The sequence below is a fragment of the Pseudomonas mucidolens genome (assembly GCF_900106045.1).
Lineage (GTDB): Bacteria > Pseudomonadota > Gammaproteobacteria > Pseudomonadales > Pseudomonadaceae > Aquipseudomonas > Aquipseudomonas mucidolens.
Genome location: NZ_LT629802.1, coordinates 1,461,657 through 1,478,848, shown reverse-complemented (window position 1 = coordinate 1,478,848; position 17,192 = coordinate 1,461,657). Strand labels below are relative to the sequence as shown.

Sequence of the window (17,192 nt, the reverse complement as noted above, 5' to 3'; positions counted from 1 at the left end):
CGAATTATTTCGTGCGGATGGCTGGAGGCGGTGTGACGCTCGCCACGTTGTCGGCGTTGAAACCGCCCCCCAGGGCCTGCATCAGTTGAATCGAAAGATCGATCTGCTCGGCATTCAGACTGGCCAATTGGCGCTGGGCCTGCAGCAGTTGCTGCTCGATGCTGAGCACATCCAGATAATTGCCGATGCCTGAGCCGTAGCGCTGGACGGCGGTGTCGTAGGACGCCTGGGCTATCTCGGTCGCATGTTGCTGGGCCTCGATCTGCCGACCGGTATCGCGCAGTTGCGAGAGGGTGTTGCCCACGTCGCCCAAGGCTTGCACCAGGATTTTGTTGTATTGGGCCACTGCGAGGTCGTAGTCGGCATCCCGTGCATCAAGGTCGGCCCGCAGGCGCCCGCCATCGAAGATCGGCAGGGAAATCGTCGGCGCGATGTTGAAGAAGCGGCTGGCGGAACCGAACATTGCATCGCCCAGCAACGACTCGGCACCGGCACTCGCGCTCAGGTTGAGGTTGGGATAGAAGTTGGCCTTGCCAGCGACAATATTCTTGCTGGCTGCCTCGACACGCCAACGGGCGGCGATCAGGTCCGGGCGACGGCCAAGCAGCTCGGCGGGCAGCACCGACGGTACGGCGACCGCGCCGGGTTTGAGCACGTTCGGCCGGGCCAGTTGATTGCCACGATCCGGGCCTTTGCCCAGCAACACGGCCAAGGCAATTTTAGCGCTCTGCAGTTTTTTCTCGGCGTCGATCAACTGCGATTCGGCGCTGGCTTCCAGGCTTTCGGTCTGCTGGTACTGGTAGTGACTATCGATACCGGAACTCAGGCGGCGCTGGCTCAACTCGAGCATTTGCCGGGTGCGCTTCAGGTCTTCATTGGCCAGGTCACGAATGATATGGGCCTGCCCCAGGTCGCTGTAGGCCTTGGCCACATCGGCGGCCAGGGTCAGGTGCGCGGCCTGCCGGTCGACTTCGGCGGCACGCGCCTGGCCCAAGGCGGCTTCCCAGGCGGCGCGCTGACCGCCCCACAGGTCAAAGTTGTAGTTGAAGCCGGCACTGATGTTTCGCACGGTGGAGTAGGCATCGCCTTCGCCGCGTGGGTCCTGATCCTTGGCCAGGCGAGAACGGCTGATGCCGGCGCTGGCATCCAGGGTCGGCCTGCGAGCGGCGTTGGCCGCGTAGGCCACAGCCTCGGCCTGATGTGCGCGAGCGCTGGCGACTTGCATATCGGGGCTGTTCTGCAGGGCTTCCTGGATCAGGCCGTCGAGTTGCGGGTCACCGAGGTTTTTCCACCAATCGGCTGTTGGCCAGGCCGCCGGTGACAGGGTCACTCCACTCAGCGATTTACCGACCTGCAGGTTGTTCGCGTCGAGGCGCTGGCCTTGGGTGTCGAGGCCACTGTAGTTGGCGCAACCAGCCATGCCCATGGCCACCAGCACCAGGCAAAAAGCGCGTGTGTTCATTGAGTACCTACTCGCTGAATGGTGATGGGATCACCGGCCGCTATGAGCATTTTCTTGAGGATTTTTTCCAGGCTCTGCAACTCTCCCGGCTCCAGCGCACCGGCCAACTGGTTCAAGGCCTGGGCGCCGATGTGCGGCAGCATGTCCGCCAGGCGCTGGCCGTCGGTCGTGAGCACAAGCTGCACTTGACGCCGATCCTGTTCGGAACGCTTGCGCGCCAACAGTTCTTTTTGCTCCAGGCGATCGAGCATGCGGGTCATCGAGCCACTGTCCAAGGACAGGTGCCGACACAGCTCCGCGGGGGTATCGACGCCGAACTGGGCCATGATGATCAACACCTTGAACTGCGCGGCGGTGACGCCGTGGGGTTCCATGTGGGTGTCGATGATGCGGTCCTTGAGAATCGCGGCGCGACCCAGCAAAAGCCCGAGATGGCAGGTGTGAAAGTTTTCCGGGGTGAAGTGGTTCATCTGCAAGTCACCTTATTACTGCCTAGGCAGTGAATGTGTGACGAGATATTACTGCCTAGGCAGCAAATGTCAAACCAATCGTTAGCTAGCTTGGTAACGCAGGAGCGAGCCGGCTCGCTCCTGCCCAAGGTCGGACGGTCAGAAATCCCGTTTGTAGAAAATATCCAGCGAACTGGCGACGCCGCTGGCCACCTCCAGATACACCCGCTTGCTCAACAGGTAACGCAACGCAATGGTGTTGGCCGGCTCAAACACGCCAACCCCGTAACGCAGGCTGAGTTTTTCAGTGATCTTGCCACTGGCCACCACCGCGGTTTCATTGCCACTGCCCTGGGTGTCGAGTTCAAAGTCCTGGATCCCAAGGTTCCTGGCGATGTCCGAAGTGACGCCCGCGCTGCCCATCAACCCCAGGCCAAGCGCCGCTTGCGCCAGCATGTTGTTGTCCTCGCCAGTGGTACTCAACGGACGGCCCAGCACCAGATAGGACAGCGCCTGTTCCTGGCTCATCGCCGGTTCCGAGAAGATTTGCGTGGTGGGCTGCTCGGCACTCCCGCTCAAGCGAATGCCAGCGATCACGTCGTCGGTCTGGCGAATGGCCTCGATGTCCAGGTACGGCTGATCGAGGGGCCCGGCGAACAGTAACCGTGCGCGGCGTACGTTGAGGCGTTGGCCGTAGGCGCGATAGCGTCCATCGTTGAGCCACAGTTCGCCACGGGTGTCCATATTGTCGCCAATATGCACACGGCCCTGGACCTTGGCGGTCAGGCCAAAACCGGCAAAGCTCAGTTTGTCTTCACCCACCACCACGTTGATATCCATGGCCATCGCCATCGGCGGCTGGCCTTCCTCGGTCTGGCTGCCGACGATCACCGTGTCATCGGAGACCTTGACCGTCGACGGCGGCAGCTCACGCACGGTGATTTCACCGCGAGGTATATGCACGTCGCCGGCAATCGCCAGTTTGTCGTCTTTGAGCGTGATCTTCAGGTCCGGCGCCACTTCCAGCACCGCGTAGGGCTCCACCGTAACCGGCAGTTGCGTGCCTTGCAGGCTGATATCCACCGCCAGCGCCGGCCCCCACTCGATCAGCCCTTTTACACTGCCCTGCCCGGTCTTGCCGCTGCGCCAGCCACCGTTGAGCCATACGCTTTCGCCGGCGATCAGCGCCTGGACGTTCAGGCCTTCGAAGCTGACGGGCAGTTCAGGTCCGGAAATCTCGCCGCCCACCAGATTCACATTGCCGTTGATCTGCGGTACCAACAGGCTGCCGGACAGACGACCGTTGCCGTTGAGCTTGCCGGTGAGTTTTTCGACCATCGGCACAAACGGTCGGGCCACGGCCAGATCAAGCCCGGTCAGGCTGAAATTACCGGACAACGGCTTGTTCTTCGCCAGTGGATTGATCTGTGCCTGCAACAACAGTTCGCCGAGCCTGCCACCCTGGAAATTCAGTTGGGTGTCGATGCGCTTCGGGGTCAACGTGGTTTCCAGTTTCAAGGTGTCGTAGGGAAAATCCAGCCACTGATTCTCGTCCTTGACCCGCAGCGTGCCGCGACTCGCATCCACCGACACCAGCCCCTTCGGACCGCTGGCTGGCAGGTCGAGTTGCACGTCGGCGTTGAGCTTGCCCTGCCAGGCAAAATCCTTGGGCAGCCATTGCGCCAGGCTGTCGATGGGGAATTGTTTGAGGTGGTAACGCAATTTCGGCTCAGGCATCAGGCGCTGATCTTCGCCGCACAGGCTGGCGGCACCGGACACCCAGCAATGGGCGGCAAAGGTCAGCTTGCCATCGGCCAAGCGCTCGATTTTCGCCGGGGCTTGCAGTTTCCAGTCCTGGCCCCCGGCGTGTACATCACCGCTGGCCAGACGTCCGCGCCAGTTGCCCTGGTCGAGGTGGCCATCCAGGGCCAGGGCCAGTTTGACCAAAGGCCCCGTCAGATCCACCTGGACTTTCTGGTTTTTGATATCGCCCTGGGCGCTGGCGGTGAGCGTGCCGACTTGAGTGTCGCCAGCCTGGATGCCGCTGCCCTTGAGATCGATTTTCGCCCGTTGATTCGCGTCGAGGTTGGCGTCCAGCGCCAGCCTTTGCAGGCGCTTGTCTTCAAACGCCAACTGCTGGCCCAGCAGGTTGAGCTTGCCCTGGGGCGCTTGCAACGAACCGGCGACGTCCAGGCGACCATTGACCTGCCCACGCAACTGCGGCCACAGCTGTGCCAGGCGCGCCAGCTTGATGTCGATCTGCCCGGCCAAACGCTGCTGCACGCTGCCGCTGCCACTGATGCGGTTGTCGCCCAGGCGGATATCCAGAGTGCCCAGGGTCCATTGCTCGCCGGCCCCCTCGGCCTTCGCGACGAAGGCCGCGGGCTGGCCGCGCAAGCGTCCCTTGAGGTTAAGGTCGGCGTTCAACTCAAGCTGTTGGTTTTTCATCTGGCCCTTGCTGCGCAACGGCCCCGCGAGCGTGCCCGGCAACTGCGCAACCCAATACGCCGGGTTGATCGCTGAAAGATCCAGCGCGGTGTCCCAGGCGATGCCATCGGCAAACTGCAGGTTCAAGTGGCCTTCGGCCTTGCCCTGGCCGGCGACCAGTTGCAGTTCCGGCAGGAAGACTTGAGTCAGGTCGCCACTGAACGGCGTCACCAGGCTGAACTTGCCGGCAGGGCCATCAAGCTCGGCCTTGAGATTGCCCAGGTAGTTGCCATCCTTATAGGAAATCTCACCATTGAAGCGGTGCAACACCACTTGGGGCTCGTCGATCAACGGGTAGAGACGATGCCAGGGAAAGTCCAGCCAATCGATTTTCGCCTCGGCACTGAACCCTTGCTGCCAATCCAGTCCAGCGCTGAGTTTGAGGCTTTGCTGGTTCCCGGCATTCAAGTCCAGGCCGGCAATCTGTGCGCCCTTGGCGTCGACCTTACCTTTGAGCAGCAAGTCCACCGGGCCTTTTTCCGCCGGCAATTGCGCTTTGCCCAACAGCTGATAACCGCTGTTCAGGTCACCGATGGCGGTGAGGTCCAGCTGATTGAGTTGCAACGTGTCGGGCAGATCGGCGCTGGCCTTGAAGCCATCGGCGGTAAGGTGCAATTGCGCGGGCAGGTTTTCCACCAGCGGTTGCAGTTCGCCGCGCAGTTTTGCCGGCAGATAGCCGCTGCTGTCAGCCTCAAGCTTGAGGGTCTTGAGCAAGTCGCCGTCGATCTTGAGGGCCACATTCCAGGGCGTGTCACCGGGCGCATACGGCAAACTGAGGTTGCCCGACACGCTCAACGGCCAGTCACCGCCAGGGTGCAGCACGCCGGCCAGGTCCAGGACCAGATCCTCCCGCTGCAGATGCACCGCGTCGATCTTCATCCCTTCAGCCGTCCAGCGCGCCGCCAGTTGCAAGCCCTTGAGTGCTTCGCTGCCGTTGAACAGCAAACTGCCGACGCGAACATCCCCCAGTTCAATCGCCACCGGCAACTTCAAGTCCGGCAAGGTAATGGGGCCGCTGCTGTCCTCGGTACTCGGCGCAAATTGCAGGCTGACCTGGTCCACGTCCAATTGATTGATGCACAAGGTCATGCGCAGCAGGCACGCGGGCGACCACTCGAACGTCGGCGCATTCAGCTCGACGCGGCTGTTGTCCTGCTGCCAAAGCAGATGCCCGGCGCTCCAGCGCCCGCCGAGCCGCCCCTGGAAATTCTCCACTGTCAGACCCGGCACCTGGCCCAGCGCCCATCGGCTGCCGGCCTGCGTGCCCAGCACGGTCCACAGCGCCAACACTACCAGCGCCAGCACCGCCAGCAGCGTCAGGCCGGCTATTTTCAAACCACGTCTCACAGTTCTGGCCCCATGGAAAAGTGCAAACGGATACCACCCGGGTCGTCGAGGGCATGGGCCAGGTCGAGACGAATGGGGCCGACGGGCGACACCCAGCGCACCCCCACCCCGACGCCGCTTTTCAAGCTCGGAAATTCCATGTTGTTAAAGGAGTTACCCTGATCGATAAAGGTCGCGATGCGCCATTTTTCGGCGATGGAATATTGATACTCGGCGCTCAAGGCCACCATGTAGCGCCCCCCAATGCGGTCCCCCTGGGAGTTTTCCGGGGACAAGGTCTGGTACTCGTAGCCGCGCACGCTCTGATCGCCGCCAGCGAAAAAACGCAAGGACGGCGGTACCGATTTGTAGCCATTGGTGGCGCTGCCGCCGAACTGCGCACGACCGAGGAAGCGGTGCTTGTCCCACACGGTGGTCAAGCCCTTGATCATTGCCGTGCCATACAGCAGATTTGTGTCCGACCCCAATCCTTCCTTGGCCACCTTGGCATCAAATTGCAGTCGATAGCCGTTTTTCGGATCGATGCGGTTATCGCTGCGCAGGTACGAATAGCTGACGCCTGGCATCAGCAGATTGCTCAAACCTGAATCGTCGCCCAAGCGATATTCTTCGCGCTGCCACTTGAGGGAAATCACCCGTGTCCAACCGCTGGGCAATTTGCTGTGCCATTCAGGGCCGAGGGTGAGCAATTTGCTCAAGGTGTCGGTGTTGGCCAATTCTTCGTTCTGATAACCGCCGGCAAAACGCAGCTTGTCGGTGAGCGGCGGATCAAGCGGAATGTCATACCACAGGCCGACGTTCTGCCGGGGCGCAGACACCTCGGCCTCCCAGCCATAGCTGTGCCCCTGGGGATTGACCCAGTGACGCGTCCAGTTGGCTTTACCTCGGGGACCAACGTCGGTCGAGTAACCCAGGCCCAGCCCCATGGTGCGTGGTTTGCGGGTTTCCAGCTGGACGGCAACCGGGATCACATCGTCGGCGGCCGCAGCCGGAGCGGCGTCCACCCGCACGCCCTCGAAAAAACCGCTGGCTTGCAGGGCCTGGTTAAGTTCGGCAATTAGTTCGGAATCGTAAGGGGTGCCGCTCTTGAACGGCACCATGCGTTGCAGCAATTCTGCATCGAACGGTGTGTCGCCAGCGAAGTTGACCTGGCCAAGGGTGTAGCGCGGGCCGCTGTCGTAGACCAGATCGATATCAGCCACGCCCGCCAGGGGGTCGACGGACAAGGTCTGGCGCGTGAAGCGGCCACTGAAAAAGCCGAAGCGCGATGCCTGATTCTGGATCAGACGCTTGGCATCTTCGTAATGACCATGATTGAGCACGGCACCGGGCTTGAGGTCCTTGCTGTCAGGGACTCGAAACGACTTGAGTTGCGCCGCCTGGCCGTCGACGCGAATGGTCACATCACGCAAATGCACGGGCTCGCCGGGGTCGACAGTGAGGATCAGCCGCGGGTTCTCGCCGCCCCGCACCTCACTGGCGATCCGCGGCTGATAAAAGCCCAACGCCTGCGCCGCTTTGCGAGCCTGCTCTTCGGCGCCACGACTGAAGCGCAACAAGGCTTCCTCATCACGCTCGCCAACCCCGCCGATATAGCCTTCGATGTTGGCCTTCAGCGCCTCGTTTGAAGGTTTGATGCGTACGTCCAGTTCGCTTTGCGCCAATGCGCCGCAGCTTGTGAACAGCAGAATCAAGCCGCTGGTAAATCTTCCTGGAAATTTCATAGGCGCGGATGCTACACGAGCGAAGGAGCATCTTAGAACCGGGATTTTTCTGAATAATTCTATTTAAGCCGTTGCAGTTTGTAACGCCTGGGGATTTGGGTGAAAAAATACGTGTTCAAGGATCGGGCCTACAGCAACCTCTCCCACTTCTTCATACCCTTGACGCTTGTAGAACTCCAGGTAGAGCGGATTACCGGTGTCCAGTACCACACCTTGGGAATGGGGATCCTCGGCGCACCAGTTATGCACGGCTTCAAGCAGTTGCTCGCCGTAATGCTTGCCCTGGAATTGCGGGTGAATCCCCAGCAACGGCAATACATGAACCGATTCGGACGGCAGGCACGCCAGCACCGCCTGTTGGTATTCCAGATAACGTCGGGTCGCCTTGACCCCGGCGCCCAACCACATGCGCAACTGCCAGGCCCAGCTTTCGGTGATTCCCAGACGCCGTTGTGGCGGCGCGATCAAGGCGATCCCGATCAAGCGGTCGTTGACCAACAGGCCAATGGCCGGCAACTCCTGGAAAAAGTGTTGCTTGACCAATTCTCGCACCGTCGTCCGTACTCTGTGTTCGTACCCGGCGCGTTCCGCCTCGAACAAGTAAGCGAACGTCGGTTCATGGCGATACGCCTGATACAACAGGGAACGGGCTTCGCGGGAATAACCACGGTCGAGCAGGTGAATCTGGGCGATGGCGGTCGAGGTGTCCGGCATATCAGTGATATCTCCTGGGCGCGACTCAAAAAGGTTGCGCTCTTATAGGTACGAGCCCGGGGCGGCTGACGGGTTCCCCGCCGTTGGCTGTCAGAAGGACATTAGCAGCGCATCTGTCTTACCGCCACGCTGGCCCCCGTCCGACTTGTCGGCTAGCATCGGCCTTTTGCCAAGTCTGGACTGCCGACCATGAAAATCGTCTCTTTCAACATCAACGGGCTCCGCGCGCGCCCTCATCAGCTGGCGGCACTGATCGAGAAACATCAGCCGGACGTGATCGGCCTGCAGGAAACCAAGGTTCACGACGACCAGTTTCCGCTCGCCGAAGTCCAGGCCCTGGGTTATCACGTGTATTACCACGGCCAGAAAGGCCACTACGGTGTCGCCCTTCTCTCTCGCCAGGAGCCGCTCGAGGTAAACAAAGGCTTTGACGCGGACGACGAAGACGCCCAGCGGCGTTTTATCTGGGGCACGTTCGCCGATGCGAATGGCAACCCGATCACCATCATGAACGGCTATTTCCCCCAAGGTGAAAGCCGCGACCACCCCACCAAGTTCCCGGCCAAGCAACGCTTTTACGAAGACCTGCAACAGTTGCTGGAAACCCGATTCAGCAATGACCAGGCCGTGGTGGTGATGGGTGATGTAAACATCTCCCCGCAAGATTGCGATATCGGCATCGGTGCCGAGAATGCCAAGCGCTGGCTGAAAACCGGCAAGTGCAGCTTCCTGCCGGAAGAGCGTGAATGGATGGCGCGCCTGAAAAACTGGGGACTGACGGACAGTTTCCGCCATCTGCATCCTGATGTGACAGACCGTTTCAGCTGGTTCGACTACCGCAGCCGGGGTTTTGAAGACGATCCCAAGCGAGGCCTGCGCATTGATTTGATCATGGCGTCCAATGGCTTGTTGCCGCGGGTCAAGGATGCCGGCGTGGACTATGAACTGCGCGGCCTGGAAAAGCCCTCTGATCATGCGCCGATCTGGCTCGAATTGAGCTGATCGACCGTCGGCGGCGAAACGCCGCCACCGTCACATTTGTGCAATACCGCTGACTTAATCTGCCGGCACTCCCTTTGTCTAAAGAAGGTGCCGGCACGATGCCGCGTGTTCTCTCCCTGCTGATCCTGCTCAGCACACTTCCCTTTACCGCCTCCGCCACCCCGCTGCCCTTGCCCGATCACGGTCCGGCGTTGCGTATTCAGGGTTCCAACACGATTGGCGCGGCGCTGGGCCCGGCGCTGGTCAAAGGACTGATGGAGCAACAGGGATTGAAGACGATTCACAACTCAGCGTCCGAGCATGCCAATGAACAGCTCATCATCGGCAAAACTCACCAGGGCCGAACGGTCAGCGTGGAGGTCACCGCCCACGGTTCCAGCACCGGCTTCGCGGCGCTGGAAACCGCCAGCACCGACCTGGTCGCCTCGTCCCGCCCCATCAAAGACAGTGAACTGGTGGCACTGGAAAGCCTCGGCGACCTGAAAGCGCCTGAGGCGGAACAGGTGATCGCCATTGATGGCTTGGCGATCATTGTCCATCCGCACAACCCGCTGGACACCTTGGACACCGAGCAACTGGCGCGGATTTTCAGCGGTGAGGTGGACAGTTGGGAGCACCTGGGCGGTGCGGGTGGACGAATCAATCTGTACGCCCGAGATGATCAGTCCGGAACCTATGACACCTTTAAAGAGCTGGTACTCAGCCAGCGTGGCAAAGTGCTGGTGCGTGAGGCCCAACGTTTCGAATCCAGCGAACAACTATCGGATGCGGTCAGCCGCGACCCTCAGGGCATCGGCTTTATCGGTTTGCCTTACGTACGCCAGGCCAAGGTCGTGGCGATCAGCGATGGTGACTCACAGCCAATGTTGCCATTGAACAGCCTGATCGCTACCGAGGACTACCCGTTGTCGCGTCGGTTGTTTTTCTACCTGCCACCCATTGGCGAGAACCCGTGGGCCAAGGCGCTGGTGAATTTCGCCCAGAGCGACAAGGGGCAAGCGATCGTCGCCGCCAACGGCTTTATCGCGCAACAGGTGCAAGCCATTGCGGTAGAACCCCGGGCGCCGATGCCCGATGACTACCAGGCGATCACCCGCGAAGCCCAGCGGCTGACCGTGAACTTTCGTTTCGAGGAAGGCAGCGCGAGCCTGGACAACAAGGCGCGTCAGGACTTGCTGCGAGTGGTGGCCTATATAAAGCGCCACGGCAAACAGGACAAACGGGTGACACTCGTGGGTTTTGGCGATGCCAAGAGTGATCCCGAGCGTGCGGCCCTGCTGTCGAAGCTGCGCGCGATGGCGGTACGCCGGGAACTGGTCAAGAGTGGCGTGGTGATGCGTGATATACGCGGATTCGGCGCGCAGATGCCGATGGCGGCAAATACCGCGGATGGCGGTCGGATCAAGAACCGGCGGGTGGAGGTTTGGGTGTATTGAGGGATGTGGTTGTGGGGGCCTGGTAGCCGACCTGATTACCTGATTTTTTCGTAACCGTGCCCCACCTGTAGGAGCGAGCTTGCTCGCGAAGGTCGTTAACGATAACGCGGGAAATCTGGCACCCCGAGGCGCTCTCAGGTTTTTCGCGAGCAAGCTCGCGCCTACAGACGGCGGCTCTGTTGCACCCCGGCCATGGATGGCCGAGGTGCCGAGTTCGGCCTGGCGCAGAACGCGCCGACCTGATTTTTTTGTAACCGTGCCCCGCCTGTAGGAGCAAGCTTGCTCGCGAAGGTCGTTAACGATGACGCGGGAAATCTGGCACCCCGAGGCGATCTCAGGTTTTTCGCGAGCAAGCTCGCTCCTACAGAAGGCGGCTCTGTTGCACCCCGGCCATGGATGGCCGAGGAGCGCTTTACCTCAGGACTACTGCCCGCTACGCATCATCTCGCGAGGCACATATTTGCCGATCTCGAACTTGCCGATCGCCGCCCGGTGTACTTCATCGGGGCCGTCGGCCAGGCGCAGGGTACGCTGCATCGCATACATGTAGGCCAGCGGGAAGTCGTTGGAAACCCCGGCACCGCCATGGATCTGGATGGCCCGATCAATGACTTTCAACGCGACGTTCGGCGCCACCACCTTGATCTGGGCGATTTCGCTTTTCGCCACTTTGTTGCCGACAGTGTCCATCATGTACGCCGCTTTCAACGTCAGCAGGCGTGCCATGTCGATCTCCATCCGTGAATCGGCAATCTTGTCGATATTACCCCCCAACCGCGCCAATGGTTTGCCGAACGCCGTACGGCTGACCGAGCGCTTGCACATCAACTCCAGCGCCCGCTCGGCCATCCCGATGGAACGCATGCAATGGTGAATTCGCCCCGGGCCAAGGCGACCCTGGGCAATTTCAAAACCACGGCCCTCGCCTAACAGCACGTTTTCATAAGGCACCCGAACGTCCTCGAACAGTACCTCGGCGTGGCCATGGGGAGCATCGTCGTAACCGAAGACCGGCAACGGACGCACGATCTTCACGCCTGGCGTATCCACCGGCACCAGGATCATCGAATGTTGTTGATGGCGCGGCGCGTCGGGGTTGCTCAAGCCCATGAAGATCAGGATCTTGCAGCGCGGATCACAGGCACCGGAGGTCCACCATTTTTTACCGTTGATCACCCACTCGTCGCCATTGCGTTCCGCCCGGGCCGCCATATTGGTAGCGTCGGAAGAAGCGACATCCGGCTCGGTCATGGCGAATGCCGAGCGGATCTCGCCGCGCAGCAAAGGTTCGAGCCAGCGCTGTTTCTGCTCTTCGTTGGCGTAGCGCACCAGCACTTCCATATTGCCGGTGTCGGGCGCTGAACAGTTGAACGGTTCCGGCCCCAACAAAGAGCGGCCCATGATTTCCGCCAAAGGTGCGTATTCGAGGTTGGTCAGGCCGGCCCCCAACTCGGATTCCGGCAGGAACAGGTTCCACAAACCTTCGGCTTTGGCCTTGGCTTTAAGCTCTTCCATGATGGCGGTGGGTTGCCAGCGGTCGCCTTCGCTGACCTGGCGTTCAAACACTGGCTCGGCAGGGTAAACGTAAGCATCCATGAATGCGGTGACGCGCTCACGCAGTTCCTGAACCTTGGGCGAATAAGCGAAATCCATGATCGGCTACCTTCTTGGCAGGTTGTTTGGGTCATGCAATCGATGCTAGAACAGCTACGAAAATTAACCTAGCCTATTCTCGGCGTGTATTAACATTCATCACCGATATATGATCGGCCTATGGCTATCCAACAATAAGAGCGCTGTGAAATGAATCTGAGCAAGGTCGACCTCAACCTCTTCATCGTCTTTGACGCGATCTATACCGAAGCCAACCTGACCCGCGCCGGGCAAATCGTCGGGATCACCCAACCCGCGGTATCGAACGCTCTGGCACGCCTGCGCGAGACGTTCAACGACCCGTTGTTCGTGCGCACCGCCCAGGGCATGGTGCCTACGCCGATGGCGCAGAACATCATCGGTCCGGTGCGCAATGCCTTGTCATTGCTGCGGGTATCGGTGCAGGAAAGCCGCATTTTCAACCCGCAGCAGGCGGCCAAGACCTATCGCATCAGCATGACCGACCTCACCGAGGCGGTGATCCTGCCCCCATTATTCCAGCGCCTGCGCCGCCTGGCGCCCACCGTGGTGATCGAGAGTTTCCTGTCCAAGCGGCGGGAAACCACCAAGGAATTGGCCGCCGGTCGCCTGGACTTCGCCGTGGATGCGCCGCTTAACACCGACCCTCAGGTACGCCACGTCAAGCTGATGGAAGACCGCTACGTGTGTGCGATGCGCAAGGGGCATCCCATGGCGAGCAAGGAAAAGCTGAGCCTGGATGATTACCTTTCCCTGACCCACATTCATATCTCCAGCCGCCGCAATGGCCTCGGGCATGTCGATCTGGCCCTGGGCAAAATGGGCATTCAGCGCAAGATCGCCCTGCGTTCACAGCATTATTTGATGGCCTCGCAAGTGTTGCAGCAAACCGACATGGTGATGACCGTACCCGAGCGCTTTGCCCGACGTAACGAACTGCAATCATTCAACCTGCCGGTCAATGACGTTCCGTCAGTGGAGACACACTTGTATTGGCACGAAAGCACCGACCAGGACCCGGCCAACCGCTGGATGCGTGAGCAGATGATTGAGTTGTGCCAGCAGGTCACCGCCCATGAGAAGAAGCTGGACAAACAACAGGCCTGACACGCTTGTCCTGTGGCGAGGGGGCTTCACCGACTTCACTGAACGGCATTAAGGCTTGCCCCAGGTAAACCATCGCGCATCAAAGCAGGTGATGCGCTTGACGTATACGTCAAGCAGCCATTAGCTTAGCGCCAAGACTTTCTTGAGCGCCCCCATGAGCACGACCTACAGCATCTCCGACCTCGCCCGCGAGCTCGACATCACCACCCGCGCCATTCGTTTCTATGAGGAACAAGGTCTCCTGACCCCGAAACGACGGGGCCAGGAGCGCGTTTATTCGCCACGGGACAAGGTCAGCCTGAAGCTGATCCTGCGGGGCAAGCGCATCGGTTTTTCCCTGGCCGAATGCCGCGAGCTGATCGAACTCTACGACCCATCCAGCGGCAATCAGAAACAGTTGCACAGCATGCTGGCAAAAATCACCGAGCGCCGCGAACAACTGGAGCAACAACTGCTGGACATCGAACAGATGAAACTGGAACTGGACACCGCCGAAGAGCGCTGCACCCACGCGCTGCAACAAACTCTGCAAAACCAGATCGACCACTCATAAGAGGTAGCTGACATGTCCCTCCCTTCACACGTGCGGCTGGTGGAAGTCGGTCCTCGCGACGGCCTGCAAAATGAAGCACAGCCCATCAGCGTCGCGGACAAGGTCAACCTGGTGGACGCCTTGACCGCCGCAGGCCTGAGTTATATCGAAGTGGGCAGTTTCGTGTCGCCCAAATGGGTGCCGCAAATGGCCGGCTCCGCCGAGGTGTTCGCCCAGATTCAGCGCAAGGTCGGTGTCAAGTACGGTGCACTCGCGCCGAACCTGCGGGGGTTCGAAGATGCAATGGCGGCCGGCGTCAAAGAAGTCGCGGTGTTTGCGGCCGCCTCAGAAGCCTTCTCCCAGCGCAATATCAATTGCTCCATCAACGAAAGCCTGGAGCGTTTCGCGCCGATCATGGCGGCGGCCAAACAGCATGGCGTGACCGTGCGCGGGTATGTGTCCTGCGTGCTGGGCTGCCCGTACGAAGGCACGGTTGCACCGGAACAAGTCGCCGCCGTCGCTCGCGAGTTGTATGCCATGGGCTGCTATGAAGTGTCTCTGGGCGACACCATCGGCACCGGCACTGCGGGCGCGACCCGGCGCTTGTTCGAAGTGGTCGGTAAAGACGTCCCCCGGGACAAACTGGCCGGGCACTTCCATGACACCTACGGTCAGGCCATTGCCAATATCTACGCCAGTCTTCTGGAAGGGATCCAGGTATTCGACAGTTCCATCGCCGGACTCGGCGGCTGTCCGTATGCCAAGGGCGCTAGCGGTAACGTCGCCACCGAAGACGTGCTGTACCTGCTCGATGGCCTGGGGATCAAGACCGGGGTCGACCTGGAGCAGCTGATCCTGGCCGGCCAACAGATCAGTGGCGTATTGGGTCGCCCTACCGGCTCGCGCGTGGTCAAGGCACGTACCGCCCGATGAGTAACCTGCATGTGACAATGTGTTACCGCGCAGAGACGCAACGGGTAACGCGGGAACATACTTTGTCGCATTCACTGAAATAAATTTCGACAAAAAATACTAAGCCGTTGATTTTAAACAACTTTATAAAGTTGGCACGGCTTCTGCTATCTCTTTGGCATAACAAGAATAAAAAGCGCCAAACCTAATAAAAATAAGACGTACCGACTCTGACATAACAAAAACAACACGACAGAGACGCAGCTAACAGATTTTTTTGGAGAAGATAGGCTTTTCAGGGTACGGCAGATGCCGCTACTCGCAACCGGGAAGAGAACAATAAAACTACCCCAAGGTAGCTACCCACTGGTTGGATCGTGTGCGAAAAAGCAGATCAGCGCTCAAAAAAATACGTTTGCTCTTGATCCCGGATGGGGATCGCCAAAAAAATAGCGGTAAAGGGCCACGGTTGACAAAAACAACAACAGACCGCCCCTCAATAATAAAAAAAGAGCACGGCAACGACAAATTAAAGGGGACCTTCGGGTCCCCTTTGTGCTGATTGGAAGAATGCACGAGAGTGGTAAAACCCACACCTCATGTGAGAGCGAATCCGCTCTCACATCTGATAGACCAGGTTACATACCCTTTGCACGCAGCTCCTCGATCATCATCTCGCGCATCCGAAACTTCTGGATCTTGCCCGTCACCGTCATCGGAAATTCGTCCACGAACTTGAAATACCGGGGTGTCTTGAAGTGCGCGATCCGCCCCTTGCACCAGGTTTGCAATTCCAGTTCGTTGGCCGCATGACCCGGATGGAACTTGATCCAGGCCACGATTTCTTCGCCATAACGTGCGTCCGGGATGCCGATGATCTGCACATCCGCGACTGCCGGATGGGTGAAAAAGAACTCCTCCAGTTCTCGCGGATACACGTTCTCGCCGCCCCGGATGATCATGTCCTTGTTACGCCCAGCGATGCATACGTAGCCCTGCTCGTCCATGCTCGCCAGGTCGCCGGTGTGCATCCAGCCAGCGTCGTCGATGGCTTCGCGGGTGCCGACGGGGTTATTCCAATAACCGAGCATCACGCTGTAGCCACGGGTGCACAACTCGCCGACTTGACCACGCGGCACAGTGTTACCCGCCACATCGATGATCTTGCTTTCCAGTTGCGGCTGGGTGCGCCCCACGGTGGTGACACGCCGCTCCAGATCATCATCCGCCCCGGTCTGCAGCGACACCGGGCTGGTTTCGGTCATGCCGTAGGCAATCTGCACCTCACCCATGTGCATCTCGCTGATCACCCGACGCATCACCTCGATGGGGCAAGTGGCCCCAGCCATGATCCCGGTGCGTAGGCTCGACACGTCGAACTCGCCGCGACGTGGATGATCGAGCATCGCGATAAACATCGTCGGCACGCCGTAGAGGCCGGTGGCCTGTTCTTCGGCAACGGTGGTCAATGTCAACAAAGGATCGAAACCGTCATTGGGATAAATCATGGTGGTGCCATGGGTGATGCAGCCCAGGTTACCCATCACCATGCCAAAGCAGTGATAAAGCGGTACGGGAATCACCAGGCGGTCTTGTGCCGTGAGCCCCAGGCTTTCGCCGACCATGTAGCCGTTATTCAGAATATTGTGATGACTGAGGGTCGCGCCCTTCGGAAAGCCGGTGGTGCCGGAGGTGTACTGGATATTGACGGCTTGGCCGAAGTGCAGATTGGCCTGGCGAGCATGCAACTGAGTCATCGGGACGTCCGCGCCGAGGGTCGAGAGGTGCGACCAGGGCAGGAATCCCGAAGGCGGTCGCGGATCGAGACTGATCACCCCGCGCAGTTCGGGAAGGTTCTCGCACTGCAGCTGGCCGCTGGTTTGCTCACCCAGTTCGGGCACCAGTTCCTGCAGCATGGCGTGGTAATCCGAGGATTTGAAGGACCCGGCACTGATCAACCACTGACAACCGGACTGCTTGAGCACGTACTCCAGCTCGCTGGCGCGATAGGCCGGATTGATGTTGACCAGAATCACGCCCAGCTTGGCGCTGGCCACCTGACTGATGCACCACTCGGCACAGTTCGGGGCCCAGATACCCAGCCGATCACCCGCCTGCAAGCCCAACGCCAGCAACCCACGGGCATGCAGATCGACCGCCTCGCCCAGTTGCCGCCAGGTGTAACGCAGGTGCTGGTGGCGGACCACCAGGGCGTCGCCCTCCGCGTATCGCGCGACCGTTTGGTCGAACGCCTGGCCAATGGTCATGGCCAGCAACGCCTGGTCCTGGGAACCACGGCTGTAGCTCTGATTCGGTTGATCCATAACGGTCCCCATTGTGTTTTTTTGTAGGTGGACGACTGCTTGCTTGACGTTAACGTAAACCACG

The 17,192-nt window shown here is 59.9% G+C and carries 12 protein-coding genes and 1 pseudogene; 6 read left to right on the top strand and 7 right to left on the bottom strand.

The window, feature by feature from the left end:
• Positions 1-4 precede the first annotated feature (4 nt).
• The 5 genes from BLU75_RS07205 to BLU75_RS07185 all read right to left on the bottom strand — a co-directional run bounded on the left by BLU75_RS07205 (position 5) and on the right by BLU75_RS07185 (position 8,183).
• Positions 5-1,462, bottom strand: a complete 1,458-nt coding sequence (locus BLU75_RS07205) for an efflux transporter outer membrane subunit (RefSeq protein ID WP_084379137.1) — start codon at positions 1,460-1,462, stop codon at positions 5-7.
• On the bottom strand, positions 1,459-1,932 hold the full coding sequence (locus BLU75_RS07200; protein ID WP_084379138.1) for a MarR family winged helix-turn-helix transcriptional regulator: 474 nt from the start codon (positions 1,930-1,932) through the stop codon (positions 1,459-1,461). Before BLU75_RS07200 ends, BLU75_RS07205 begins: the two co-directional genes overlap by 4 nt.
• 138 nt (positions 1,933-2,070) lie before the next feature.
• Positions 2,071-5,745: a translocation/assembly module TamB domain-containing protein gene (locus BLU75_RS07195; RefSeq protein ID WP_084379139.1), complete on the bottom strand. Its 3,675-nt coding sequence runs from the start codon at positions 5,743-5,745 to the stop codon at positions 2,071-2,073.
• Entirely contained in the window at positions 5,742-7,469 is a 1,728-nt protein-coding gene (locus BLU75_RS07190) for an autotransporter assembly complex protein TamA (protein ID WP_084379140.1), read from the bottom strand. Before BLU75_RS07190 ends, BLU75_RS07195 begins: the two co-directional genes overlap by 4 nt.
• 63 nt (positions 7,470-7,532) lie before the next feature.
• On the bottom strand, positions 7,533-8,183 hold the full coding sequence (locus tag BLU75_RS07185) for a GNAT family N-acetyltransferase (protein ID WP_084379141.1): 651 nt from the start codon (positions 8,181-8,183) through the stop codon (positions 7,533-7,535).
• Between the two features lie 189 nt (positions 8,184-8,372).
• Here BLU75_RS07185 and xthA point away from each other — a divergent pair, with 189 nt between their 5' ends.
• The 3 genes and pseudogenes from xthA to BLU75_RS27710 all read left to right on the top strand — a co-directional run.
• Complete coding sequence (gene xthA, locus BLU75_RS07180) at positions 8,373-9,185, top strand: exodeoxyribonuclease III (RefSeq protein WP_084379142.1); 813 nt, start codon at positions 8,373-8,375, stop codon at positions 9,183-9,185.
• A gap of 98 nt (positions 9,186-9,283) precedes the next feature.
• On the top strand, positions 9,284-10,621 hold the full coding sequence (locus tag BLU75_RS07175; RefSeq protein WP_084379143.1) for a substrate-binding domain-containing protein: 1,338 nt from the start codon (positions 9,284-9,286) through the stop codon (positions 10,619-10,621).
• A 79-nt stretch (positions 10,622-10,700) separates the two neighbouring features.
• Positions 10,701-10,787, top strand: a pseudogene (locus BLU75_RS27710) (outer membrane lipoprotein carrier protein LolA); the annotation flags it as partial.
• A gap of 257 nt (positions 10,788-11,044) precedes the next feature.
• Here BLU75_RS27710 and BLU75_RS07165 read toward each other — a convergent pair.
• Positions 11,045-12,274 (bottom strand): acyl-CoA dehydrogenase, encoded by a 1,230-nt coding sequence (locus tag BLU75_RS07165; protein WP_090221400.1) that lies wholly within the window; start codon positions 12,272-12,274, stop codon positions 11,045-11,047.
• A gap of 150 nt (positions 12,275-12,424) precedes the next feature.
• On the opposite strand from BLU75_RS07165, the gene BLU75_RS07160 reads away from it, so the two are divergent.
• The 3 genes from BLU75_RS07160 to BLU75_RS07150 all read left to right on the top strand — a co-directional run bounded on the left by BLU75_RS07160 (position 12,425) and on the right by BLU75_RS07150 (position 14,825).
• Positions 12,425-13,360, top strand: a complete 936-nt coding sequence (locus BLU75_RS07160) for a LysR family transcriptional regulator (RefSeq protein ID WP_084379146.1) — start codon at positions 12,425-12,427, stop codon at positions 13,358-13,360.
• 154 nt (positions 13,361-13,514) lie between these two features.
• Positions 13,515-13,913, top strand: a complete 399-nt coding sequence (locus BLU75_RS07155; protein WP_084379147.1) for a MerR family transcriptional regulator — start codon at positions 13,515-13,517, stop codon at positions 13,911-13,913.
• 12 nt (positions 13,914-13,925) lie between these two features.
• Positions 13,926-14,825 carry a hydroxymethylglutaryl-CoA lyase gene (locus BLU75_RS07150; RefSeq protein WP_084379148.1) on the top strand — a complete coding sequence of 300 codons (900 nt, stop codon included), beginning with the start codon at positions 13,926-13,928 and terminating at the stop codon, positions 14,823-14,825.
• Positions 14,826-15,442: 617 nt separating this feature from the next.
• Here the strand turns inward: BLU75_RS07150 and BLU75_RS07145 are convergent.
• A complete protein-coding gene (locus tag BLU75_RS07145; RefSeq protein ID WP_090221399.1) occupies positions 15,443-17,128 on the bottom strand; it encodes an AMP-binding protein in 1,686 nt (561 codons plus the stop codon).
• Positions 17,129-17,192 lie beyond the last annotated feature (64 nt).